This window comes from Leptospira meyeri, from assembly GCF_004368965.1.
In the GTDB taxonomy this organism is placed as follows: domain Bacteria; phylum Spirochaetota; class Leptospiria; order Leptospirales; family Leptospiraceae; genus Leptospira_A; species Leptospira_A meyeri.
The window spans coordinates 1,881,536-1,905,107 of the sequence record NZ_SORO01000001.1; the positions used below are offsets into that span (position 1 = coordinate 1,881,536).

Annotated in this window: 23 protein-coding genes and 1 pseudogene; 12 read left to right on the top strand and 12 right to left on the bottom strand. The window is 38.6% G+C overall.

The window, feature by feature from the left end; all coding sequences use genetic code 11:
* The first annotated feature begins 110 nt into the window (after window positions 1-110).
* Together CLV96_RS08750 and CLV96_RS08755 are read left to right on the top strand one after the other, a co-directional pair.
* Window positions 111-626, top strand: a complete 516-nt coding sequence (locus CLV96_RS08750; protein ID WP_004787281.1) for an LIC10415 family protein — start codon at window positions 111-113, stop codon at window positions 624-626.
* Window positions 627-1,997: an APC family permease gene (locus tag CLV96_RS08755; RefSeq protein ID WP_004784143.1), complete on the top strand. Its 1,371-nt coding sequence runs from the start codon at window positions 627-629 to the stop codon at window positions 1,995-1,997.
* A 16-nt stretch (window positions 1,998-2,013) separates the two neighbouring features.
* On the opposite strand, the gene CLV96_RS08760 is transcribed toward CLV96_RS08755, so the two are convergent.
* The gene (locus CLV96_RS08760; protein ID WP_004785365.1) at window positions 2,014-3,486 is read right to left on the bottom strand and encodes a potassium/proton antiporter; all 1,473 of its coding nucleotides are present in this window, start codon (window positions 3,484-3,486) and stop codon (window positions 2,014-2,016) included.
* A gap of 27 nt (window positions 3,487-3,513) precedes the next feature.
* On the bottom strand, window positions 3,514-3,909 hold the full coding sequence (locus tag CLV96_RS08765) for a hypothetical protein (RefSeq protein WP_004787183.1): 396 nt from the start codon (window positions 3,907-3,909) through the stop codon (window positions 3,514-3,516).
* A 78-nt stretch (window positions 3,910-3,987) separates the two neighbouring features.
* Between CLV96_RS08765 and bcp the strand changes: the two genes are divergently transcribed.
* Both bcp and CLV96_RS08775 read left to right on the top strand, forming a co-directional pair.
* Entirely contained in the window at window positions 3,988-4,461 is a 474-nt protein-coding gene (gene bcp, locus CLV96_RS08770) for a thioredoxin-dependent thiol peroxidase (protein WP_004784981.1), read from the top strand.
* Window positions 4,458-5,936 (top strand): leucyl aminopeptidase, encoded by a 1,479-nt coding sequence (locus CLV96_RS08775; protein WP_004786422.1) that lies wholly within the window; start codon window positions 4,458-4,460, stop codon window positions 5,934-5,936. The genes bcp and CLV96_RS08775 overlap by 4 nt, the downstream gene beginning before the upstream one ends.
* Before the next feature lie 96 nt (window positions 5,937-6,032).
* Here the strand turns inward: CLV96_RS08775 and CLV96_RS08780 are convergent, their stop codons facing one another.
* The 3 genes from CLV96_RS08780 to CLV96_RS08790 all read right to left on the bottom strand — a co-directional run bounded on the left by CLV96_RS08780 (window position 6,033) and on the right by CLV96_RS08790 (window position 11,540).
* Window positions 6,033-7,250, bottom strand: coding sequence for an MFS transporter (locus CLV96_RS08780; RefSeq protein WP_004785451.1), 1,218 nt, complete (start codon window positions 7,248-7,250; stop codon window positions 6,033-6,035).
* 130 nt (window positions 7,251-7,380) lie between these two features.
* On the bottom strand, window positions 7,381-9,942 hold the full coding sequence (locus CLV96_RS08785) for a SpoIIE family protein phosphatase (RefSeq protein WP_004784536.1): 2,562 nt from the start codon (window positions 9,940-9,942) through the stop codon (window positions 7,381-7,383).
* Window positions 9,939-11,540 (bottom strand): Ppx/GppA phosphatase family protein, encoded by a 1,602-nt coding sequence (locus tag CLV96_RS08790; protein WP_004786614.1) that lies wholly within the window; start codon window positions 11,538-11,540, stop codon window positions 9,939-9,941. Before CLV96_RS08790 ends, CLV96_RS08785 begins: the two co-directional genes overlap by 4 nt.
* A 144-nt stretch (window positions 11,541-11,684) precedes the next feature.
* Between CLV96_RS08790 and CLV96_RS08795 the strand changes: the two genes are divergently transcribed.
* Entirely contained in the window at window positions 11,685-12,707 is a 1,023-nt protein-coding gene (locus tag CLV96_RS08795) for a rod shape-determining protein (RefSeq protein WP_002972591.1), read from the top strand.
* Window positions 12,708-13,177: 470 nt separating this feature from the next.
* Here the strand turns inward: CLV96_RS08795 and CLV96_RS08800 are convergent, their stop codons facing one another.
* Together CLV96_RS08800 and CLV96_RS08805 are read right to left on the bottom strand one after the other, a co-directional pair.
* Window positions 13,178-13,717 carry a hypothetical protein gene (locus tag CLV96_RS08800; protein ID WP_243836443.1) on the bottom strand — a complete coding sequence of 180 codons (540 nt, stop codon included), beginning with the start codon at window positions 13,715-13,717 and terminating at the stop codon, window positions 13,178-13,180.
* Window positions 13,718-13,727: 10 nt separating this feature from the next.
* On the bottom strand, window positions 13,728-14,234 hold the full coding sequence (locus CLV96_RS08805; protein ID WP_243836444.1) for a hypothetical protein: 507 nt from the start codon (window positions 14,232-14,234) through the stop codon (window positions 13,728-13,730).
* Between the two features lie 480 nt (window positions 14,235-14,714).
* Here CLV96_RS08805 and CLV96_RS08810 point away from each other — a divergent pair.
* Both CLV96_RS08810 and CLV96_RS08815 read left to right on the top strand, forming a co-directional pair.
* A pseudogene (locus tag CLV96_RS08810) lies at window positions 14,715-14,936 on the top strand (rod shape-determining protein); the annotation flags it as partial.
* 177 nt (window positions 14,937-15,113) lie between these two features.
* A complete protein-coding gene (locus CLV96_RS08815; RefSeq protein ID WP_040917249.1) occupies window positions 15,114-15,536 on the top strand; it encodes an LIC_13387 family protein in 423 nt (140 codons plus the stop codon).
* A 288-nt stretch (window positions 15,537-15,824) separates the two neighbouring features.
* Here the strand turns inward: CLV96_RS08815 and CLV96_RS08820 are convergent, their stop codons facing one another.
* A complete protein-coding gene (locus CLV96_RS08820) occupies window positions 15,825-16,235 on the bottom strand; it encodes a hypothetical protein (protein WP_040917248.1) in 411 nt (136 codons plus the stop codon).
* Between the two features lie 287 nt (window positions 16,236-16,522).
* Here CLV96_RS08820 and CLV96_RS19995 point away from each other — a divergent pair, with 287 nt between their 5' ends.
* Both CLV96_RS19995 and CLV96_RS08830 read left to right on the top strand, forming a co-directional pair.
* Window positions 16,523-16,861: a hypothetical protein gene (locus CLV96_RS19995; protein WP_243836445.1), complete on the top strand. Its 339-nt coding sequence runs from the start codon at window positions 16,523-16,525 to the stop codon at window positions 16,859-16,861.
* A gap of 212 nt (window positions 16,862-17,073) precedes the next feature.
* Window positions 17,074-17,727 (top strand): lysoplasmalogenase, encoded by a 654-nt coding sequence (locus tag CLV96_RS08830; RefSeq protein WP_004787617.1) that lies wholly within the window; start codon window positions 17,074-17,076, stop codon window positions 17,725-17,727.
* Window positions 17,728-17,782: 55 nt separating this feature from the next.
* Here the strand turns inward: CLV96_RS08830 and CLV96_RS08835 are convergent, their stop codons facing one another.
* Window positions 17,783-19,348, bottom strand: a complete 1,566-nt coding sequence (locus tag CLV96_RS08835) for a methyl-accepting chemotaxis protein (RefSeq protein WP_004784798.1) — start codon at window positions 19,346-19,348, stop codon at window positions 17,783-17,785.
* Between the two features lie 432 nt (window positions 19,349-19,780).
* Here CLV96_RS08835 and CLV96_RS08840 point away from each other — a divergent pair, with 432 nt between their 5' ends.
* The gene (locus CLV96_RS08840) at window positions 19,781-20,347 is read left to right on the top strand and encodes a group II truncated hemoglobin (protein ID WP_004786511.1); all 567 of its coding nucleotides are present in this window, start codon (window positions 19,781-19,783) and stop codon (window positions 20,345-20,347) included.
* Between the two features lie 61 nt (window positions 20,348-20,408).
* Here the strand turns inward: CLV96_RS08840 and CLV96_RS08845 are convergent, their stop codons facing one another.
* From CLV96_RS08845 to CLV96_RS08855, 3 genes are all read right to left on the bottom strand, one after another.
* Complete coding sequence (locus CLV96_RS08845; RefSeq protein WP_004787431.1) at window positions 20,409-21,449, bottom strand: hypothetical protein; 1,041 nt, start codon at window positions 21,447-21,449, stop codon at window positions 20,409-20,411.
* Between the two features lie 30 nt (window positions 21,450-21,479).
* Window positions 21,480-21,731 carry a hypothetical protein gene (locus tag CLV96_RS08850; RefSeq protein ID WP_004784053.1) on the bottom strand — a complete coding sequence of 84 codons (252 nt, stop codon included), beginning with the start codon at window positions 21,729-21,731 and terminating at the stop codon, window positions 21,480-21,482.
* Window positions 21,732-21,816: 85 nt separating this feature from the next.
* Entirely contained in the window at window positions 21,817-22,524 is a 708-nt protein-coding gene (locus CLV96_RS08855; RefSeq protein WP_004785388.1) for a hypothetical protein, read from the bottom strand.
* Between the two features lie 280 nt (window positions 22,525-22,804).
* On the opposite strand from CLV96_RS08855, the gene CLV96_RS08860 reads away from it, so the two are divergent.
* The gene (locus CLV96_RS08860) at window positions 22,805-23,113 is read left to right on the top strand and encodes a hypothetical protein (RefSeq protein WP_040917247.1); all 309 of its coding nucleotides are present in this window, start codon (window positions 22,805-22,807) and stop codon (window positions 23,111-23,113) included.
* 86 nt (window positions 23,114-23,199) lie between these two features.
* Window positions 23,200-23,508, top strand: coding sequence for a DUF4215 domain-containing protein (locus tag CLV96_RS08865; RefSeq protein WP_134152003.1), 309 nt, complete (start codon window positions 23,200-23,202; stop codon window positions 23,506-23,508).
* Window positions 23,509-23,572 lie beyond the last annotated feature (64 nt).

A 23,572-nucleotide genomic window follows, 5' to 3' on the forward strand; every position in this document is an offset into this window, starting at 1 on the left:
AGAAAAAGTTTATTTTCCTTGTACGGGCTAACCGAAAATTAGACAGGTAGTCATAGGATTTATGTCCAAGCACCGCCGAGACATAAGGCCTTTACCAAGGAAGGTAGGACATGGATGTTCGTCTCAATCGTCTCCTCAACTCAGCTGAAAAACTAATCCAGGACAAAAAGGACACAAAAGATGTCTCTGGAAAATCAGGAACTCCTGTACAAAAGTCAGATGAAAAATCCGACTTTATTGTCAGCCTTCCTGTTCAGTACCACAATATCCAATCGCGACTCACGGAATTGCAAAAACAGCTTTCCAAGGAACAATCTCGGATTGGCCTTTTGGAAGATAACTCCCAAGAAGAAGACAAACTCAAAGAACTTCTTTTTGAAGGAGAACCACTGTTCCCAGAGTTAGGTGAAGGGAAAGTATCCAAACCAGAAATTTTAGAAACGAGCAAAGGGAATATTTCCAGCCTGCTTGCAGAACTAAAGAAAAAAGAGGTAGAGAGCGAAAATATCTTTTCTCTTGGAATGATGTTAAACCCAGAAGAGTTCAAAGGTAAAATTGGAACTTTGTCTGCTTCTTCTATGAAACCAATTTCTGAAACAATGGTGAAACGACTTCTCGGCAATTAATTGGAATTAAAACGTTCCCTCAATACTTTTGATTCCATTTCTGTTCTCTTCTCCTCTATGGTGGGGTCGGGAATATTTTTCACCTCAGGGTATTTGATCAAAGAAACCGGAAATCTTTGGATTGTCCTATTCTGTTGGATTGTCGGCGGGGTTTTAGCTCTCTCAGGTTCCATCACTTATGCTTATGCAGCTCGCCTCCTCCCTTTCGCTGGCGGAGATTATGTTTATCTAAAAGTTGCTTACTCTCCAGCCATTGCCTTTATGAGTGGCTGGTCATCCTTACTCACTAATTTCTCTGCTTGTGTATCGGTACTCGCTCTGGCCTTCGGTAAGTATGTTCAAATTTTATTTCCAGAAATTCCTATTTGGGAGTCTCCCACTTATACTTTGTTAGGTTTGGATTTACAAGTTAGTTCCATTACCTTCATTGGTGTTTTACCAATTTTATTTTTTAGTACGCTCAACTACTTTGGAATTAAATCGGCAGTGCGTGTACAAAATGTTTTTGCTGTCTTAAAAATCACAGGCCTGCTTCTATTTTTAGTACTTGGGTTTTCGATTGGGAACACCAATTGGTCTTATTTAATCCATTCCCCATTTCCAAACTTAATGGAACTTTCTTTTTATTCGAAAGTTTTGATTGGGATTGTACCTGTATCCTTCTCTTATTTGGGATGGAATATGATTACCTACATTGCGGAAGAGGTAAAAAATCCAGAAAAAACGATTGTTCGTTCCGCGATCACTGCTTGTTTTCTTGTCGCGGGATTGTATTTTGCGATCAATTTGATTTTTGTGATTTCTGCTCCCATTGAAGAATTAAGTGGCCAAGATGGGATTGGTGCCATCGCCTTTCAGAAGTTATTCGGTGTAAACTATTCTATTTTAACGACAAGTTTTATTGCATGGGTGATTTTGGGTTCCATGTCGGCAATTCTTATTGGAGGAAGTCGAGTTTACTTTGCGATGGCAAGAGATGGAGTTTTCCTTCCTTCTTTTTCCAAGATACATCCGAAATGGCATAGCCCTTATGTTTCGATTTTTTTTCAGGCCTTTGTTGCTATTCTCTTTTTGTTTGTGAAAGAAATCGAAGCTTTGCTTTATATGATCACTTGTTCGATTTTAATTTTGTCATGTCTTACGGCAGCCACGCCATTTCGATTCGAAAAGATGGGATTAAAATCGGATTATAAAATTCCTTTTTATCCTTTGCCCATTTTCCTTTACATTTTGGCCAATATTGCTGTGATGATGGTTCTCTTTATCGAAAAACCTGTGACTGCGGGATGGGGGCTAATGATCACTCTGATAGCCCTTCCTGTATATTATGGATTTCGGTTAGATAAAAAACTGATAAAAGTTAAGAAGTGACAACAAACCAAAGTATCTAAGCAATTGCCATAAACGTTTTACCAATAATAGGCATTACTTCGTCTTTTGCCAATACCCAAATCACATCTCCGCCTCTCACTTGTGTATTACCGGATGGTATCAAAAATTGTTCCCCCCGGGCAATCAGTAGAATGTGAGATTGTTCTGGAAGTTTGATTTCAAACAAAGCCTTGTCCACTACACTTGAGTTATAAGGTACAATCAATTCTTGTAAAGTCATACCTGGGAACTCAATGTTATCAAAGTCGGTTGGATGATAAATTTTACGATCAGGATCCTTTTTTAAGATACCTAACCACTGTGCTACGCGGGGGATAAGCGATCCTTGGATCAGAAGGGAAACAAGAACTACGAAGAATACAATGTGGAAAAGTAAATCTCCCCATACTAGACCCTGGGCAATTGGAAAAGTAGCAAGGATGATAGGAGAGGCACCGCGTAACCCAACCCAGGAAATAAATAACTTTTCTTTGACAGGTAACTTGACTCGTAGAAGCGAAATAAACACAGCCACTGGCCTTGCAAAAAGAATGAGAAGTATCCCAATGAGAAGTCCCGGAACCCAAATATTGACCATCCGTGAAGGATACACAAGAAGTCCAAAACAAAGGAACATACCAATTTGTAAGATCCAAACATAACCATTTAAGAATCTAAAGATGGATTTTTTATGAATGAATTTGTTTCGGCCAACAATGATACCTGCAATGTATACAGCTAAAAATCCATTCCCTTGGAACACCGTTGTGACTGCATAAATAAAAGGAACTGAGGCAGTGATAAAAACCAAATAAAGACCATCGTATCCCAGTTTGACGGAGTTCATTAAATAAAGAATGAGGATCCCCAAACTGTATCCCATCATTGTCCCTACAAGGACCTGCATTACAAAAAAACGGAAGAATTGGAAACCACTAAAACTAGCATCCGCTGTGATGAGGTTCATAAAGATGGTTGTTAAAAGTACACCTACCGCATCATTAGAACCAGATTCAAATTCTATGATTTTTTTTAAATGAACAGGTAAATCAGACGAACCTGTTTTAAAGATATTAAATACCGAGGCCGCATCAGTTGCGCTCACGATGGAACCAAGTAAAAACGATTCCATAAATCCAAGGACAGGAAATAAAAAGTGGATGAGAACACCTAAAATCAGTGCAGTCAGAATGGTTCCCACAATCGACAACCGAATTCCAACAGATAAGAAGTTTTTTAAACTATCCCACTCACTTTCTAGACCACCCAAAAACAAAATATAAATAAGAGCAAAAATCCCAATGGATTGGGCTAAACCATAATCACTAAAATCGATTCTACCGGGACCGTCAGCACCAGCTAACATACCAAAGGTTAAAAAAATAAGTAAAATCGGAAATCCAAAACGAAAGAATAGTTTGCTCGATAAAATAGAGAATAAAATAAGAGTTGAGATAACAAGAGCTTGTAAGGTAAAACTGTCTATCATGTTTATTCCTTAGACGATTGGAAAAGACTATCGATTCGAAGAAAGTATTTCTAAAGCCTTTGCTTTTAGAATGGGATGCACTACAAAATCATCAGGATTTAGTGGCATAGAGGATTTAGTTTCAGTGGATTCCACCTGATTTGCAGGTGCCGGGAGTTTCCATTTATCACGACCGAGCCAAACGGAAAGGCCATAGATCATACGTTGGAAAATTTCGTCCACTTTGTCCTGTCTGCCAGCTTTTTTATAGTATCCAAAAGCCAACATAGGAAGTTTCCGATCGTACATAAAATGATCACCCAAACGGATAAGGCCATCTTTGTAATCGGTTTTCAGAAAGAGTTCACGCGCTTTACGGATATCACCGGCATTGAAAGCGGTATTGGCTTCTCGAATCAGAGCTGCTCTTTCCTTGGAGTCCATACAAAGAGTATCGAACCAAATTCCGAAATTGACAACTGAAAATTGTCTAAAAGAATGCATTTACCAGGAGAGAAATTTATGTTGGAAGTAGGGAAAAAAGCCCCCAATTTTACTAGTATCAACCAAAATGGCGAAAAAGTAAAACTCGCAGACCTAACAGGGAAAAATGGAATCGTTGTTTATTTTTATCCCAGAGATATGACGCCAGGATGTACAACAGAAGCTTGTGACTTCCGAGATAATTTTGCCCGACTAAAAAAATTCGGATTCAATGTCGTGGGAATCTCTAAAGACAATCCTAAATCCCATACCAAATTCATCGAAAAACAAGAACTCAATTTTGATCTGATCTCTGACGAATCGGGAGAAATTTGTGAGGCCTATGGAGTTTGGAGAGAAAAAGTTTTTATGGGAAGAAAAGGAATGGGAATCGTAAGATCCAGCTTCATACTCGATAGTTCTCTTAAAATCAAAAAAATCTATGACAGCGTGAAGGTAAAAGGACACGTTGAAGAAATCATCAAAGACATTCAGGAAATCCAAGGGAAATGAAAATAGAAACTTCTCCACTCCAAATCCAAATCGGTTCCCCAAAATCTGGAACTTTTTACAAACTCATCCCCATCTTCCAAGAGGATGTCAAAGAAGAACTTGGGAAAAAATTTCCGGTTCAAATCGAAACCAAAGTTTTTTCTGGTGAACTCGGAAAAGAATTTCGAGATGAATCAGAGCAGACCATCTATCTTGGATTAGGTGAGAAAGAAAAACTCAACTTTAGAAAGTTTATTTCTCATTTTTTTAAGTATGGGGAAAAAATTCTAAATTATGATGGAATGGGTCTTGAAATTTTTATCTCTAAATCCCTTTCCAAAAAGTTTTCTGCAGACCGAATCGCTTACCAAATTGCCAACACTCTTTTTATTGGAAGTTATCCTGTTTCTGTTTTACAAACCAAGAAAAAAGAAAAAAAGAAAGTAGGTGCCGTTTACTTAAAGTTCGAAGACAAAACTGCAACAACTCTTGCAGAGTCTGGACTTTCCAAAAGTAAAATTGTCGCCAAACACGTCAATGGTGCTCGTCATATCGCCCATCTTCCTGCAAACTATTTTACTCCTGATGATTTTGTTTCTCGTTCCAAAGAAATTGCCAAGGAATACAAACTTTCCATCAAGGTTTGGGACGAACCTCAATTGAAAAAAGAAGGTCTCGGTGGGATCTTAGCAGTGGCTCGTGGATCAGAACTTCAAGGAAAGATGGTCATTTTGGAGTACAAACCTGCCAAAGCCAAAAAGAAATTTGCAATCGTAGGAAAGGGATTAACCTTTGACACCGGTGGAATTTCTTTAAAACCTCCCGGCGAAATGCATGAAATGAAATATGATATGTGTGGGGCAGCAGCCACCATACACGCAATTGGTGCCATTGCTGCTCTCGAACTTCCGATTCATATTGTAGCTGCGATCGGTGTGGCAGAAAATATGCCAGATGGAAAAGCCATCAAACCAGGAGATGTTTATACCGCTTACAATGGAACCACTGTGGAAGTACAAAACACGGATGCCGAAGGAAGGCTTGTTCTCGGTGATGTTTTATCCTACATTTCCAAGAATTACAAACCAGACTATATGGTGGATTTAGCCACGCTTACGGGAGCTGTGATCATTGCCTTAGGTCATGAAGCGGCTGCCATCCTGACCAATTCAGATCCACTCCGCGAAGCCCTATTCGCTGCATCAGAGGCTTCTGATGACCGAGTTTGGGAACTTCCACTTTGGGAAGAGTATGGAGAAGATCTTAAATCGGACATTGCTGATTTAAAAAACATCACTGGTGGAGGGAAAGGCGCAGGTACCATTTCAGCTGGAATTTTTCTTTCTAAGTTTGTGGATGAATCGATAAACTGGGCTCACATCGACATTGCCGGTGCCGCTTGGAGAAAGAAAAAATCAGGAACCCAATTTCACGGACCAACTGGTTACGGCGTACGTTTGTTAGTGGATTTGGCAAAAGAACTATCCAAGAAATAAAACTTCCAAATCGATTCCATAAAAAAGGCGGGAGAATCTTTCCCGCCTAGCTGTAAAAACCGATCTATTCACTTTTTATCGAATCCTTCTGCATTGTTATTTTGTGTGTTTTTTCAATACAATTTGATTCACATTGTACATGAGAATTACTGTAAGCACAATTGCTGAGGCAACCACATACCCTAAAATATCATATCTTTCCATATAACCGCTAGATGTTTGGATCACAATGAGGCCCGCAACAGAAGCTGCGATTCCACCAGAAATCTGTTGAATGGAAGAACTGATTGCCATAAAGGCGCCACGGTCATGTAGGTCGGGAACGGCCGATGTCAATGCATTGGCAGAAATCATTCGTGCCGCAACAAAAACAAAAAGAATGGAATTCACGAAAATCACAATCGGCAATGGAGTGATTTCCATTTTTGTGTAATAGATTATGATAAATGCGGCAAGGATTGATGCAATTACAAACATATTGTATTTTCCAATTGCATCACTTAGTCTTCCCATCAACGGACCACCTAACATAGACACAACCCCTGTTATCATATAAACCAAAGGTAAATCTTCTAATTTTACTCCAAGATTGTGGACAGAAAATGCAGATCCAAAAGGCATCAACATAAATCCACCTGTTGCAAGTAAGGTTGTGGCAAGAAATGCTGGCAAATATTTTGCCTGAGTTAATGTTTTCACTAAGTGATGGAATGCATGAGTATCCGTTTTGTGATCAAGATGGGTAGTGAGTGGCTTCAAAAAGATAAAAATAACAAACCCAACCATTCCACTAATTCCTGCGATCATTAAAAATGGAGATTGCCATCCCCACAAATTGGAAATATAAATTCCGATGGGAAGTCCAAACACTTGGCTAGCAGCAAATGCTGTCATAATGAATCCCATGACTCGCCCTCTCACTTGGAGTGGAAATAGGTCAGCAACAATGGCAAATGATATAGAGGAAAGAACACCTGCAAAAATTCCGGTCAAAATGCGAGCACCAAATAAAAAGAAATAATTTGTTGCGATTCCACAGAGAAAGGTTGCGAGTACAAATCCAACATAAAAGAATAACAACAATTTTTTGCGATCAAATCGGTCTGCAAAACCTGCAGCAAAAATACCAGAAATCCCTGCACTAAATGCATAAGCCGATACTACAAATCCAAACTGTTGGGTTGAAATTTGTAATTTTTCCATGACCAGAACTCCCAGAGGAGATAGAATCATAAAATCAAGAACCACAGTAAATTGCAAAAAAGCAAGTAAACCAACGACAAAGACATGATACCCACTGAATTTAAAATCCATTCTATTTCCCTTTTCTGTCATTTCTAAATATACGAATGATTCTACTACTCAATGGGGACAATTTAAGGCCGCCAAGGAGGAAAATTATCATTTATCAAAAAAAGTTAAGAAGACTATCATCAAACTTTCTTTAGCCGAAAGTTTCCTTTAGTTTCAAATATTGGGGATTCTCTGGCGCAATGGTTCCAAGTTTTGAAAGAATCTTTTTTGCCCGATCTTCATTTTTCTGAAGCCTATAACAATCGATTAAATTAATAAGATTTCGGATATGTTTTGGATCTCTTGCACGAAGTCTTTCTCCAATTTCGATTGCCTTGCGGATATTTTTTGACTTACGATATGCATAACTCAATTGTAATAAAATTTCATTGTCCGTAACAAAATAAGGAAAAATGGACTCCAATGATTCAACAGCAGAATCAAACCGTTTTAACAATAAAGAGATTCTGGATTTTTCCCTTAACAAATTGATGCGCACGTCATCTTCTAGACTCTCATTTACTAACATTCGCTCTATGGTATGGTATGTTTCTTCTGCATTTCCAGATTCTAATACCGATTGAAGTTCAGAATATAAAAAATGGTCAGGACTAATGGCGGAAAGTGAAGAAGCACCTACTCTTTTGGCAGAACCTCTCCACTCGAGTCGTAATAGTGTCAAGTCATCAGAAAAACTACCAATGGTTTGGAGATTTTGTACGATTTGTTCTAACTCACCTTGGGATTCGCCCACCACTTGTAAAAATTTGGTTTCGTCCTCGTTCATCACGCGAGTCCCATCCGCTCCACTTTCTAAAATCAAATCATCTCGGCCATCCGAACCAATAAAAATGACATCCCCTTGTTCCAAAACAAAAACCCGAACACGAACCTCTCCCGCCATTCCTTTGGTTCCAATTTTGCGAAGTTCTAACTCATCTTCGATAAAAGAGGCAACCCCGTCCCGATACAAAACAGTCCAAGGATGTTCTGCGTTGAGATAATAAAGTACTCCTGTTTCCTCTTCCACGAGTCCAAGGACTACGGAAACAAGCATAGATCCATCAAAGGATTCAAAAATAGTTTGGAGTTCGAAAAAACATTCTTTGATCCATCTTTCGGGGGATTTGGACTGACTTTCCAAAACCACTTGTGTTCGTTTAATAAACGATAAAAACACAACACCTAACACAAGAGCACCGCCGGCACCTTGGATGGATTTGCCCATCGCATCTCCGTTAATAAAAACGAAGTATTTTTTACCGTTAAGAACTATATCATCACAAATGATGAGGTCTCCACCGATCTCTTTAGTTTTCCCTTTGAACTCAAATTCCTTTTTTTGTTTGGTGTAAGATTGGATTCCAATTTTTGCTGAATGGGATTTTTTGGAATCGTTTAGTGGATCAAGAAGGAGCGAGGTTAAAAAATAATCTCCATCTTGTTGAACTTTTAATTCCTGAACACGAGTGAGAGTTTCTTGTAGCTCGTTTGTCCTTTCGACAACCTTTCTTTCTAAGTTAGCATTTAGTTCTTCTACTTGTTTGTGGACTCGCAAAAACCGGTTGGCCAAAACAACGGCAATCCCTAACACAAAAAACAAAAATCCAAACCTAGATAGGTTTAAGTTTTGAATAGGGATCATTCCCGAAGCACCTAAAATATCCCAAATGGCAGTAAACATCAAAAAGAAAATTCCAACGAGTAACCTTTTGGCGTCCTTATTATTTTTTAATACGGCTCTAATGGTGATGTAAAACAAAACGACACTAAACGCTAAAACTGAAACTTGCCAAACTCGTAACAGCGTAACGGAAATGGCCCTATTGACAAAAAATTGAACGATAGCAAGTGCAATGCTAAAAACAAAATATCCTTTTGTGATGGGACTTATTCGTTTGCGAAAAAAAGTATCAACGAATAACAAAAGCCAAGGTGGAGTGAGAAATACCACAAAGTATTCTAGTTTGGTGACCGTAAATGGATCTGCATCCCAGACATAGATGGCCTGGGATCTGAAATACATATAAACCGATAAAAATACCGCAAATAAAGCGAAGTAAAGATTATATTCTTCATTCCTTCGTTTCCAATAAAACAAAGCATGATAAATCCCCACAAAAAAATATAAAAACAAAAGCATAAATGTTATATATTCATCTTCCACTTTTTGAAGGACCGTATAACGATCAATAGATGAAATATAGTCATTAAATACTTTGTAAAAATTTAGTTCTTCGCCTGGTTCGGAAGCAAGAAGGATTCTGATTTCATTTTTCCCAACTTTTAACAAATTTCGAGAGAGTTTGATGAGAATGTTTCGTTTGTATCCACTTCGTATGATATGTCCGTTTTCTAAAATCCCACTCTCGTCTACAATCTGCCCATTTATGTACACTTTGTACACATTGGAAAGATAAGGAATGTGTAAGGCAAAAAGATCCGCCTCCGTTTCTTTAAAATCGATTTCGGATAACAAAAATGGTTTTACCATTGTGATTTGTTGTAATTGTCCCTCTGGAAAATCCAATTGGGATTTGATCGAAACGAGTGGTAAGGTTTCCAATGGAATCCATGAATTCCCAATCGGAATTTCAGACTCCCACCAACCTTTTTTGACATTCCAATTTTTTGTTAGATCTATGGGCAAAGAAAAGAGGGAATAAGGAACTAGGAGAAAAAGAAAAAGATATAATCGTAAATAAAATTTCATAAAGTAAAGGTCTGGAACTCTAAAGATACACCATATGTTTCTTCAAAAAGATCTTTTTTTTCCGTTACGGACCAAATTTCTAAATTAGGATCTGTTCCCTTTTGGTGGTACAATCGGCAAAGAACTTTTCCACGTTCTGACACAGCATCTAACCTTTCAATGATGGATTTTTCAGACCGGTCGAGGCCGTCGCCAATGCGAAGGAAGGCAGCTAATTTTTTGACGAGGAGTTGGTCTTCGGGTCTAAGTGCCTTAAACTCTTCATGTTTCCCTTTGGGCCCTCCCTTTCGATGATAACGGGCAATCAGAGCAATGATTTCAATTTCTGAATTGGAAAAACCCACCATAGATTCTGAGTTTCGAATGATATAATAACTATGTTTGTGGTAGTTGTGATGAGAAATACAAAGTCCGACTTGGTGCAAATAACAAGCTGTCTCCAGATAATCTCGTTCCAAATTTCCAAGTCCATGTATCTCCTTCAGATCATCAAACATCTGCAAGGTGATTTTTACAACGGCCGCTGCATGTTTTTTTCCAGCCGGATAAAGATTAGCAACAGTTTTGATTGCCTTTTCGCGAATATTATCCAAAGGAGGAAGAGAAGAATCTTTATGACGAAACCATGATTCAATTGTATCATACACAATCCCTTCCCGAAGGGCAAACTCGCTCACAGTAAAAGAAGGGGCCTTGATCCTTTGTAAAACTTCATCCAAAACCAATACCCCACCGACGATGATATCCCCTCTTTTGGCATCAAGTCCTGGAATTTTTAGTCTTTTTTTCACACTATCAGCGTCTAACACCTGTTTACGTGCTTCTTTAAACTGGTCAAGTGTAACTTCTGTTCCGTTCAATCTGTCCCTTTTTTCCATCTTTTTTTCCAAAACAATGGAGGTCACAGAGGTAATCGTTCCAGAACTTCCCACAACCATAAAGGGTTTCCAAGTTTCAATTTGCGGTAAAAAGGCAGATAAAACCGACTCAATATGAATCCGGCATTTTTGGATGTCCGTAGCACTGATGGGATCTTTCTTAAGATACTTTTCCGTCAACCGAATGGCGCCAAGTTTCAAACTAGTAGAAAATAGAATCTCTCCTCTTTCACCCACAAGGAGTTCTGTACTCCCTCCTCCAATATCAATGAGTAAGATTCGTTTGTCAAAGACCGGTAGACCTTGCAAAATGCCGAGGTAAATGAGCCTAGCTTCCTCGTTTCCTGAAACCACTTGGATTTGGATTCCCGTTTCCTTCTCAGCTCGGTCTAGAAATACTTGGCGGTTCTCTGCTTCCCGAAGGGCACTTGTGGCAACGGCTCGAATTTCCGCCTGATACGAATCCGCAAGGGTGCGAAATCGTTTGAGACAAGCAAGTCCCCTCTCCATGGCATCGTCCTTAATAACCGCATAATCACTGCTACCGCTCCCGAGTCTTACTGATTCTTTCTCTTTAGTCAGATATTCGAGTGTACCATCCGGTCTTAGTTTTACGACAACGATGTGGAAAGAATTTGTGCCCAAATCAATGGCAGCGAGTATCTTTTCCGTGCGAAATGCGGAATTGGGTTTTCTTAAAATTTGTGAGAAAGGAAGCATTTTGTATCTAACTAGCCTATCGAAAATTTTTACGGTTGAAAGCAAAAACCAGCCGAAAATTATGGGGAACGGGTAGAATTCTATTGTTTTGGTGTGAACCCACCGTAAATTCCCCCTTTCGTACTTCTTTCACCAGGATCTGATATGATATTTGATAACCTCTATGGACTTTTCTCGAACGATATGGGAATCGATTTGGGAACCGCGAACACCCTCGTGCATGTGAAAGGACAAGGGATCGTCCTATCAGAACCGTCGGTCGTGGCAGTCCAGGCCTCTACTGGCCGAGTCCTCGCAGTGGGACAAGAAGCAAAACGAATGCTGGGAAGAACTCCTGGTGATATCGTTGCCATCCGCCCCATGAAAGACGGGGTCATCGCCGACTTCGAAACTGTAGAAAAGATGATTCGTTACTTCATCGCTAAAGTTCACAACCGCACTACATTTGTAAAACCGCGCATTGTCATCGGAGTTCCTTCAGGAATCACCGAAGTAGAAAGACGTGCCGTTCGTGAGTCTGCCGAACAAGCAGGGGCTCGTGAAATCTTCCTGATCGAAGAAGCTCTTGCCGCAGCCATTGGTGCCAACATCCCGATCCACGAACCAGCAGGAAACATGATCGTCGATATCGGTGGGGGAACTACCGAAATCGCTGTGATCTCTCTCGGTGGTATGGTAATCGCTGAATCCATCCGCACTGGTGGTGACGAATTTGATGAAGCCATTGTCAAATACCTCCGTAACCAATACAACCTAGTTGTCGGAGAAAGAACTGCCGAGGACATCAAACTCACCATCGGTAATGCCTTCGCAGACAAACGTGTCGACACGATGGAAGTCAAAGGTCGTGACGCGATCTCTGGTCTCCCACGTACCCTTGAACTGGATTCTAACGAAATTCGCAAAGCCCTCAAAGAACCTACTGACGAAATCCTAGACGGAATCAAATCCGTATTGGAAAGAACTCCTCCGGAACTTGCAGCCGACATCGTAGAACGCGGAATCGTCCTCACAGGTGGTGGTTGCCTTCTTCGTGGTCTCGAACACTACCTCACGAAAGAAACAGGAGTTCCTGTCTTCCGTGCCGAAAACCCACTGACTTGTGTGGTACTCGGAACTGGACGTTACTTGGATGAATTGAAATACATTAAGCCGGGGATTCGATAAACATCGATTACATGGTAAGGTGAGAAAAAGGGAACTTTGGTTCCCTTTTTTTATGCCTTGAATGCGTTTCTGATCTGTGGCCTGGATAGGATATTGAGGAAGTGGAACCCGGCGACGGGTGGCTATACGAAATGCGTGTAAAAGTTTTATGCGGCGTGTTATACGCAATGCAATAAGCCGCATCAAGAATGCGGATAAACGAATATTGCTTATCTGCTTTTGGGCGCACATTTCCGGCTATTCGCTCCAATCTTTGCATACGCAAAGGATTTCCGCACGCAGCTTGTTTTTACATCACGTAAAACTCGGAGATTACAATCTTCAATATTCCACGTCCAGCTTATGTTGGATTCGCTGTGCTCACCCACCAAGTCAAACATTCTGTTTGCTTGTATCCTCGCTCCGATGGTCGCTGCGGATTTATCTGGGGCGCGGAGAAAACTCCATGGAATGCAAGTAGGTTTACCAATTTATTCTTGTCGCAGAGTAATGGTAGGATTACCAGAAGTTACTTCTACAGAATAAATATTTGGAATTTGCCATGATTGTCTGAATGTGTTTGAATAATATAAATCATATGACTGTTCTGTTGTGGTTACATTCGTTGGGGTCACGGTCGAAAATCCAGACGAGGCAGAATTACAATATGTGTTTTCCTTATAAGTAACACTAGTTCCATTTTGTTTCGTAATTCTAAACAAATAATTCCTCACTTCTTCTTGTGGCTTCGCATTATCTAAATAGGTGTAATGAAAATAATAAGGTTCTCCAATTGCCAAAGTTATGGGATAGTCTGTATTTTTTCTTAGGATTTGCGAGGGTTTTGGACAATAATTTGCACTGGACTGATTCACAAGTAATAATGAATACGTAAAAATAAAATTACTCGATGTATTACTTCCGCCTGAGTCCTTGTCAGAACGAGTTAGAATTGGTAAGTAACAATTCAACAAAACTAAAAAAGAAAATAATAAGATGATACGCTTTAAATTTGTTTGATGACTGAACATTTTCATAAATTTAATATTGCCTAATCGTAATTGATGGATTCCCTGAAATGTAATCTATATAGTACCCATTTTCCGATGCTTTTATCGTTGCATAAGATTCAAAATCTGATTTGTACAATCGGTATATGTCTTCTGTACTTGTTGTTGAAGTGGGCAAACGTTGGTAGGAAGAATCAGAATACTGCCCACAATTATTATTGGTATAAAACCGAACCTCAGTACCCGCTTGTTTGGAAATTTTTAAATATAAATTTGGAGGATTTGAGCCGAGGGATTTGAAATCTTCAAAAGAAAAGCGAAACCATTGTTTCTCATTCGGTTTTAATGCTAGGATTTGGTCTGCATCTTTCCGTAATGTCAATTTCGGAAATTTACAGGAATTGGAATAATATTCATTAGTAAAGTTAATTACAAATAATTGTACAAGTGGGTCAGTCGGAACTTCTTTTTGGTAGTTACAGGCAGAGACAAAAAACAAGGAAATAGTCAAAGTAAACAACAGGATTTTAGATTTCAAATTAAAACAAATAATGAAAAATTGCCAAAATATATATCTATATTCCAATTTTCGAATCTTTACTTTTACCTGTTTCATTGGATTTCTGTAATGCATTTATTTAATTTTGCCTTTAACGAAATGAATAAAATAACATCAGTTTGGTTTCTTGTGTATTTCTAGATTGAATCCCCAAACTGTCACGTAAAAATCAGAAAGGTATAAAATTAAATTCATTTTAAACCTAATAGGATGTTAAATTTTTAGTAAAAACTTTCACTTGTCATATGAGAAGCCATTGAATATTTCCGCAGCGGTTGATTTCAATTCATTGTTTTGGAAGATTCGCTATCCATCAATTTAACTCTCCCGCACCAGGGATTGCAGTGGAAATCCTTTTCACGTAGTGAAAAGATTGGAACGGAAAGCCCGGTCGCATACGTAATCCAATCGAAATTAACCTAACGATTGCGAGGTGCCCAGAATCAAAAATATCTTCCCAAATCTGTTCTCGAACGCACTTCTCCGGAACTTGCTGCCGACATCGTTGAACGTGGGATCGTCCTCACAGGTGGTGGTTGTCTTCTTCGTGGTCTGGAACACTACCTCACGAAAGAAACAGGAGTTCCTGTCTTCCGTGCTGAAAACCCACTGACTTGTGTGGTTCTTGGAACAGGAAGGTATTTGTATGAGTTGAAATACATCAAACCAGGGATTCGGTAAACATCGATTACATGGTTAGGTGAGAAAGAGGGAACTTTGGTTCCCTCTTTTTTTTAGGCGCACATTTCCGGCTCTCCGCTCCAATCTTTGCTTACGCAAAGGATTTTCGCTTCGATCCCGGGCGCGGAGGATTTCGAAATTATTTGACTGTTAAGGCAAGGAAGTTAACTTGTGGGAATGAATCAAAAATCAATATTTTTAAAAATTGCATTTGCATTGGTTTTGTTTACTTGTTTAGGACATACGATTGGAACTTTTATGAAGATTCCTCCAGAGCAAGTTGCAGTGGCAAATGCACAAATGGTTTTGGAAAATACTATGGTTCCCCTGCCAATGGGAGTTCACAAATCTTTTGCAGATATATTTTTGGGAAATAATATCAGTGTTAGTGTGTATTTGTTCATTACTGGAATCATTTTTCTGGTTATATCTGGAGTAAAACAATTTGATCCGATTGTAAAAAAACTGCTATTGATTAATAGTTTTGGAATGGCAATGCTTTCTGTGATCAGCATATTGTATTTCTTTCCATTGCCTGCTATTTGCACAGGACTTGCCGCGGTATTTGGGTTTGCATCCGCATTTTTAACTGAAAAATAAGATAGTATAAGATTCCTATATTGATAGTTAAACCCATTCAACTCGGGTCCAATGATTTGGATCCAGCTGAACTTTTCAATCCAAGAGACTTGTGAATAGATTCGCCTTTCAGCCGAAGGGAATCCAATGGTTCGGTTAAGCTACCACAAGTAATCGGGGATCTGTATCGAAGATTGGACTTCACCTCTGGATTTTGAGGTTTTGTTTTAGTTAAATGTAAAGTACTCTTCTCAGTGGTAAAAAGGAAGCTACCTCTTATTGTTTTCATCAAATTCCAAAACCATTCAACTACCAAAAACCAATTCCCATCACTAAAAGTACAAGACCAATCACGAGTGCAAAGAACCCATCGGTAACATATTCTTCTATGTTATCCCACATCAATTCTGGCTCTTTTTGTGAGACCCGAACCATACGTACGGGAACGGAATCTCCTAAGCGATAAGGAGGCATGTTCCAATGTAAAATTGTGGGAAATCGATGTTCTTTGCCTTCGACCTCAACCAATATTTCTAAAGAAAGCAAAGGCACTTGGTAACGATCTTTCCCCCGTGAAACAAATGATACAACTCTGCCTGTAAGAGGAATGCCAAAAATTCGAAACCGAAACCATTTTCGGACTGTGTTCATTGTTAGTAGTAACAATAAAGCGGCCAGCGTAACAAAGAGGCGTGATATCCAAAATTTAGGTTCTTCCATTGTAACCTTCTGATTCGAAACTCTATATTGATAGTCTCTATTAGAATCTATCGGAACCTTGAAAATCAATATGATTTTACAAAGGAATCATATTTTAAATCAATTCAGTCGTTATTCGTGCTGATTGAATTCCTAACATTCGATCATCTCAAGGACAATTCATGAAAATCAAAAGGGACTTCCCCAAGTGGTTTATGATTTTACATACCCACGGGGAACTTTTAAAGATAACAAGAGTTGACATTTAAAAGAAAGAGTTAAACATCTTCATAGTCAATTATAATCATATGCCGATAGCCAACTGTTACATTAATGATATAACAATTACAAACAATCAACTTGAGACGCTTACAAAAGAGTGGGCCGAAACAATTGAAGTTGATTTGAAAGACATCTGCCTTTCCATTATAGATGTTTCTCAACAGGCAGGTCAAAACTACAAAGTAATGGTAATCCTATTTCTACCTTCTCTTTGGGATAAACCAAATATTGAAAGAATACAACTTAGCTTAGACAAGTTATTGAAAAAACATTTAAAGTTAGGAGTATCAGACGTTTTCATTATTACAAACATAGTTCATTCAGGAAATGTAACTGAAAATGGAAACATAGTTAAATGGGAATAAATTCTAGTCATATTACTAATGTTAATGAATTGATTATCGAATTCGAAATTGATTTTGTATTCTGAATGTTCTCAATCAGATTTTCAAAAATATAACGATCTGTTACGTAAGATTTGAATTGATCCTTCTGAATCAGACTAACAGAACCAGTTTTTTTGCTTGCTACAGATGAATATTAAAGTTCTTCTAAAGGATGGCAAAGGATTATCTAAATGGAACAAAATCTCATTCTATTAGCAGCACTCCCACTGCTTGCGGGCCTTCTCTACTTTGAAAAAAAAGAATCTATTAAAGGACTATTAAGTGTTAAACCAGTTTTATCAGCACTTTTTGTTGTGACTGCATTTCTACAAATTCAAGAATATTCCATTTATCATTCTCTCATCCTATCTGGTTTGATTTTAAGCCTAATCGGAGACATCTGTCTGATTTTTTTCTTCCATAAAAAAGTTTTTACAGCAGGGCTTGGTGCGTTTCTCACAGGTCATGTCATGTATACCATTGCCTTTTCCCAATTGGGGGAGATAGGATGGATTATGGCCGTAATAGAATCTATTTGTATTCTTATCAGTATCACTATTTTTATACATTTAAAGTCAAGTCTTGGCAACATGAAAGTGCCAGTAATGGGCTATATTGTGATTATCACAGCAATGGTTTTGGGTGCTAGTTCCTTCTGGGAACAGACAAGACTAAATATCACTGGACGGACACTAGTGTTAGGTGGTGCAATATTTTTCTACATTTCTGATATTTTTGTGGCACGCCACAGGTTCGTTCACAAAGAATTTCTGAATCGGGCGATGGGCCTTCCCATGTATTATACTGCACAATTTATGATCGCATTTTCACCTGGATATCTTTGATATCTGCGTAAATCCCACTACTGAAAGAAACTATCCGGAGATTTTACCATCGATCCTATATGTGTTTAGCCAATCGCTCTGATTGTTTTGCGAGTCCATCCACATTTTCACGCAAGTGGGAAGTATTGGATGCAAGTGACGAAGCAGATTGTTCAATCGATACAAGGGCTCTAGACATTTCCTGTGTACCCATTTTTTGTTCTGATGCCAAAACTTCCAATTGTTTAGAAAGTGAAAACAATTCCTGGAATGAATTCAAAAAAGATTTATGTATCGACGTTTGTCTTTCAACTTTTATCTTTAAATCAGAAAGGTTTGATACAAGAATACCAAAACTTTTGTCCTGGATTCCCATTTTTTCTTTTGTTTCAGTCGCCGCACTATTTCCACTTACAATCTGTTTGGCTGCTTGTGTAATGATTTTTGAAATTAAAGAAGCATTTTCTTGTGCACTATCGGCAAGTTTAGCTACTTCTTGAGCTACAACTGCAAATCCTCTTCCATGTTCACCAGCGCGCGCAGCTTCGATTGAAGCATTTAAAGCAAGCAAGTTGGTTCGATCGGCGATATCACTTAAAATTTGATTAACTTCTTCTACTTTCTGAAAACTTTCTTTGATTTCTTCAAAATTGGAACTTACCGAATCCATAGCAGTGGTTACTTGAACACTATATTGTTTGGATTCATCTGTGGTTTGTGCCAAATTGATGGTTGATGTGTAAACTTCAGACAAAATTTTATCCATCACCGAACTTTCTTGGTTTAGGTCATCAATTCTTGTAAATTGAGATTTTACGAAATCGCTTGCGCTATCCATTGAAGCAGCAAGTTCTTCCATAGATGCACTGATCTCTTCAACACTTGAAACTTGCGTTTGGATTTCAGAATTCAAAGAATCCATAAATTTCAACATTTCCCGGACACTTTGATTCAATGTTTCTGCTTCTTGTTGGATATTTTGTTTTGTTTGTGTTGCAGATTCTGATTGTAGCTTTGCTTCTTCGGCAGACTTTGTTGCTTCACTACTAGAATTCGACATAAATTTTACGACGGCACTCATCATATGCACACCACAAATCAAAGCAATAGTATTAATTCCAATAAATGGAATGCCAAATTGATTGGCAGCAGTAGCAATAAATTTAATTTCAGCACCACCTTTTACCCCTAAAAAAACGTATAAAAGTAAACTGAAGATTGCAATGTATCCAACTGTCATAGTTAGGCGATATGACAGAAGAAAACCAGAGTAAATAACTACGAATAGAAGCACCAACATTACGAATGGCAATGTTGCAATCGAAACCTTTTCTTCTGGTGTTTTGGACATTATGACCACAATGGCAAAAATACTCGAGTAAATGATGATATCGAGTAAAATGGAGACGTATGCAAATTTTAAATAGAATTTTTGTTTTTTATAGAGGAAAAAAGTATAAACACCATAAGATAAAACCACAAATTCTAGAAATGAAAGTGTGAGGCTCATGGTTCGTTCGGTAGTAGGTATCGCTACCATAAAGAAAATATTGATGGATAACATCACGATCGCAAAAGAAATGCGAATAGTGTTCGCTATCATACTTCCTTTTTCTAAGTAGTTTCCAGTAACAGATGACATTGCGTAAAATCTCCAGTATAACCAGACGATTTTTTTTTAAAGAATTTCGCCATGATTTAGGTTTTATTTTAAAGAATGGTCGCGGATCGTCAAAATGATTTCGCCATATTTGTTTTGATTCTATACAACTAAGAATAATAAAACATACAGAGTTAACTACAAAGTATGAAATAAATATGCTTTTTGCCTGTTAAATTCACTGATAGTTGGAGCAAAGACTTCCATAGCATTTTATGAAAAAAAGAGAACCAATACATCGAAAGCCATGTTTGGATTTTTTAAATTATTCTATCGACACCAACGAACTAAACTGATAAGCTTTAGGTTCTTTTCATTACAAATTTCCGACGATTTTTTCCTTACAAAACCATATGTTATGACAGACAGTAGTCAATTGAAAACTCTGTTATCTAACTTCAGAAATTCAACTCATTGACACCAAAAGACTCAACTTTTGAAATTGCAAATGACCAATCGGAGCCAACTATGAGCGAAAACAATTTTCAAAAGAAAAACATCCCAACCCTTTTCGAATGGGCAGGAGATATGGAAACCTTTGAAAGGTTATTTGGAAAATTTTATGGAAAAGTTCTCCAAGACGATTTATTAGGTGATGTGTTTAAAAATATGTCGCCAGACCATGTCCAACATGTAGCACATTTTGTTGCGGAAGTATTCGGTGGAGACAAATTGTATACTAACCTGGACAAGGGTAGCCATTCCCAAATGATTGGACACCACATTGGAAAAATGCTTTCAGAAGAGAAAAGACAACGATGGGTCCAACTATTATTACATACAGCTGATGAAGTAGGTTTAAAAAACGATCCAGAATTTCGCTCTGCCTTTGTAGGTTATATTGAATGGGGAACGCGCCTAGCGGTGATTAATTCTCAACTTACCGAAAATCCAATGGATACTCATGAACCAATGCCTAAATGGGGTTGGGGAGAAACAGGAGGACCATATATCCCAAATGAAAACGATCTCAACAAATGATAGATTGAAAAGAAAACAAGACAAGACAACTAACGATCATGAGGTGAAAGTATCTTTATAATTAATATTTCAAAAAAACTTCATCCTTAATTTCTTCATTGTATTTAAGTTTCCAAATGATTCCGTCGGCAATATAATGATGAAATGTCAATGTCATAGCAAGTATGACCCCCATTGGTACTGCTGTGCTTTTCAGAAAGGAATCAAGTGTAAATCCTAACTCAGGGAGAAGGTAATACACCGGTAAAGCAAAGGTCAGGGTTACCAAAAAATACGAAATTGTATTTTTTGCGCCCCTTTGTGAAATCCAGGACATCACTCGCGACTTCGAATCAAGTCCAGATGCAAAACGATTTCGATTGTAGATCCATACAAAGGCAATGTATTGAACATTATGCCAGACGTTAACGAGTAACCAACCAGAGCATATTTCCTCAATCAAAATATATCCGCCAAGAAATACCAGTAGATGTGAAATCATAAATAAACTATGACCAACCGCTAATTCTCCTCTGAAGTAAGCGGCAAAACGTGCATAAAACCAATACAACCAAAGGGAACAACTTATGAAACAGGCAACGATTACGATCATCTGTGAAATTGGCGGTAACCAGAATTCTTGGAAAAGAAATTCATCAGGACTTTGTGCACATCTATGAAGTAAGCCCCAGATTGGCACCGACCACAAAGTAACTTCGGATAAGAAAGGTGGATCCCAAACAAGTCCACCCGCCTGACGACGGTAAGCTTGAGCTAATCCCCAACTCTGCCGAACTGTGTGGAAAAATTGACCAAAAAAATAAATAACATAGATTCCTTTGAGACCAAAGGTTTGTCCCAAAGAAAAAAGACCTAATAAGACCAAAAGGGGTACAAAATAAATCAATGGCCGATACCGTTTGCGATCATCAGGATGAACCAGAAGTTTGGTATATGTCGCCCAAAGATGTTCGTATCCAAAAAGCCAACTATGAACCGTTAGGATTGGTAAAAAGAGCAAGGGCCAAATGACTGTTACACTCGCCATTAGACTTGCAAGCAGTGCAACTCCTACAATGAAGAATAAATCAAAGTAGGAAACCTTCAGCCTATCAAAATCCATATATCAATTTTTTTTCATCTCTCAGATGAACTAAGTCACAGCACCAGGAGGAAGTTTTTGTTTTGGAGGTTCCGTGCAGACATTTTTCTCACCGTCACTGGCGCAGGAATGGTGTTTCTGGCATTCATCCGAAGTTTTACACTCTTCGCCTACTTTCTTTTTCTTAGGATCAAAAGGCCAATGAGCCTCTTTTGCCATATCTGCCGGTACAGCCGTATATACATTACATGTAACTAGCGCTAAAGTAGTTGTCAAAATTAAAATCAAAAATATTTTTTTCATCACCTGCTCTCCAAATTTAAAGTTATAACTGTTTTTTACTTTTATGTAAAATTAGCAATATGATTTACATTGAAACAGAAAACCTTCATGGATTGTATAAATATTCGACTACATAATCATTAGCACCATATCTTGCATAATTCGATTTTCTTGCGAACTCTCTTTCTTGTGGATTGTTCCAACCAAGATTATTCCCGACAGGTGTGAAATAAACGTTTGTAATAAGAGATCTTTCGTTGACAAACAATCCGACACCTCCGGTTCCTGAAACGAAAAATTCGATTTGATCGTATCCAGTGGCTGTAAAAGGAAAATATATGAATTGACCATCGATTTCGGTGTTATTAGCTCCATCTATGTAGAAGTCTAGAATGGCTTCGTATTTCTTGCCCGGAATCGTATGAAATTTAGGGATACCGTTTTCTATAGAAACAGGTGCCTTGGGGATTTGAGGCTGGCCAACTGCCAAATCAATCTCCTCTTCAATCATTTTTTCTCTCACTAAGACCAGCAATCCGCCTCCTTCTATGAACCCATCTCCAATCAGACGAATGGAATTGTGACCGTCAGATGTTATCGTATCATTGGAGAGATTGATAGGAGATAGCCCTATGTTGATTTCTCTTGCTGAAACCAATCCTGTACGATTGAGAGTATTTTGTGATTGGATCAAACTAATACTTGTAAGCAAGGATTCAAAAATTTTTGCATTGTTTGAATGTTCCGGATTACATTGAAACAAACTCGAAAGAATTAAAAAAATTCTAGTATACCGAAATACTTTTTGGTTCATATGTCTTAAGTTACCTTTGATTTGTTTTCAGTTAAAACAGATTATTATATTATAATGAATCTTCCAAATCGTCGTCCTGGGACCGGATTTCGGAGTAAATCAATGACATTTTCTTAGCAAAAAATTATTTTGGGGACTTTGTGGCAGGTTTCCAAAGAAATTGTCATTATGCACCGCATTACAAAGATTTGATTGACAAAAGTGAAGCCACAAAAAACACCTAACTTTACGTTACGTGCTTAAGAATCCATAGATTTGAAACTTTATCAAGGGGAACACAATGAACAAGCGAAGAAGCTTACTTTTTAAACTAGGGATCGGGGGGCTCCTCATTTCAGGAATCGTCACGGCCTGTACAATGGCCAAAAAAGATGAAAATGGAAACGTAGGGATTCTTGCATTCCTTGCCGCAGCAACGTCGACAATAGGGCCCATTACACCGACTTTGAAGGCGGAAGGTGGCAATTTCCAGATTACACTTTCCTGGGATACAAACGCTGGTGCAGAATCGTATAATCTCTATCATTCGACAGCAACAGGCGTCACAATTCAGTCCGGAACGAAAATTGCCAACGTGACCTCACCTTAGGCCAGGCAAACGCAGTCTCACGTTCCTATATCCTCACAGCAGTCCGTGGCGGACAGGAAGGACCGGCCTCAAACGTTCAGACAGCCATGGCGGGCCAGTGCGGTAACGGAGACATTCAAACATATGCAGGGGAAGCTTGTGATGACGGAAACACAACCGACGATAATAACGGATGTTCAACTACATGCAAACGAGTCGGCTTTTGTGGGGACAGTATCAGGCAGAACCTTTTTGAAGCATGTGACGTGGGCGGTGTCAATTCACCTGCGTGCGATTCAGACTGTACTGCACCAGTCTGTGGTGACGGAATTCGCAACGCTCCCAATGGCGAAGTTTGCGACGACGGAAACGTGGCTAACGGTGATGGCTGCAACAGCACTTGTTCTGGACCCTGAACTTTTAATCAGGTGGTTACATGGGTGACAGAAATTCAAATACAATGCAAAAAACTCAGGTACT

Excerpts from the sequence above, each read along its gene's own strand:
- CLV96_RS08750 (WP_004787281.1), top strand. The coding sequence starts at position 111 with ATGGATGTTCGTCTCAATCGTCTCCTCAACTCAGCTGAAAAACTAATC.
- CLV96_RS08760 (WP_004785365.1), bottom strand. The coding sequence starts at position 3,486 with ATGATAGACAGTTTTACCTTACAAGCTCTTGTTATCTCAACTCTTATT.
- CLV96_RS08765 (WP_004787183.1), bottom strand. The coding sequence starts at position 3,909 with ATGGACTCCAAGGAAAGAGCAGCTCTGATTCGAGAAGCCAATACCGCT.
- bcp (WP_004784981.1), top strand. The coding sequence starts at position 3,988 with ATGTTGGAAGTAGGGAAAAAAGCCCCCAATTTTACTAGTATCAACCAA.
- CLV96_RS08775 (WP_004786422.1), top strand. The coding sequence starts at position 4,458 with ATGAAAATAGAAACTTCTCCACTCCAAATCCAAATCGGTTCCCCAAAA.
- CLV96_RS08780 (WP_004785451.1), bottom strand. The coding sequence starts at position 7,250 with ATGGATTTTAAATTCAGTGGGTATCATGTCTTTGTCGTTGGTTTACTT.
- CLV96_RS08785 (WP_004784536.1), bottom strand. The coding sequence starts at position 9,942 with ATGAAATTTTATTTACGATTATATCTTTTTCTTTTTCTCCTAGTTCCT.
- CLV96_RS08790 (WP_004786614.1), bottom strand. The coding sequence starts at position 11,540 with ATGCTTCCTTTCTCACAAATTTTAAGAAAACCCAATTCCGCATTTCGC.
- CLV96_RS08795 (WP_002972591.1), top strand. The coding sequence starts at position 11,685 with ATGATATTTGATAACCTCTATGGACTTTTCTCGAACGATATGGGAATC.
- CLV96_RS08800 (WP_243836443.1), bottom strand. The coding sequence starts at position 13,717 with ATGTTCAGTCATCAAACAAATTTAAAGCGTATCATCTTATTATTTTCT.
- CLV96_RS08815 (WP_040917249.1), top strand. The coding sequence starts at position 15,114 with ATGAATCAAAAATCAATATTTTTAAAAATTGCATTTGCATTGGTTTTG.
- CLV96_RS08820 (WP_040917248.1), bottom strand. The coding sequence starts at position 16,235 with ATGGAAGAACCTAAATTTTGGATATCACGCCTCTTTGTTACGCTGGCC.
- CLV96_RS19995 (WP_243836445.1), top strand. The coding sequence starts at position 16,523 with ATGCCGATAGCCAACTGTTACATTAATGATATAACAATTACAAACAAT.
- CLV96_RS08830 (WP_004787617.1), top strand. The coding sequence starts at position 17,074 with ATGGAACAAAATCTCATTCTATTAGCAGCACTCCCACTGCTTGCGGGC.
- CLV96_RS08835 (WP_004784798.1), bottom strand. The coding sequence starts at position 19,348 with ATGTCATCTGTTACTGGAAACTACTTAGAAAAAGGAAGTATGATAGCG.
- CLV96_RS08845 (WP_004787431.1), bottom strand. The coding sequence starts at position 21,449 with ATGGATTTTGATAGGCTGAAGGTTTCCTACTTTGATTTATTCTTCATT.
- CLV96_RS08850 (WP_004784053.1), bottom strand. The coding sequence starts at position 21,731 with ATGAAAAAAATATTTTTGATTTTAATTTTGACAACTACTTTAGCGCTA.
- CLV96_RS08855 (WP_004785388.1), bottom strand. The coding sequence starts at position 22,524 with ATGAACCAAAAAGTATTTCGGTATACTAGAATTTTTTTAATTCTTTCG.
- CLV96_RS08860 (WP_040917247.1), top strand. The coding sequence starts at position 22,805 with ATGAACAAGCGAAGAAGCTTACTTTTTAAACTAGGGATCGGGGGGCTC.
- CLV96_RS08865 (WP_134152003.1), top strand. The coding sequence starts at position 23,200 with ATGGCGGGCCAGTGCGGTAACGGAGACATTCAAACATATGCAGGGGAA.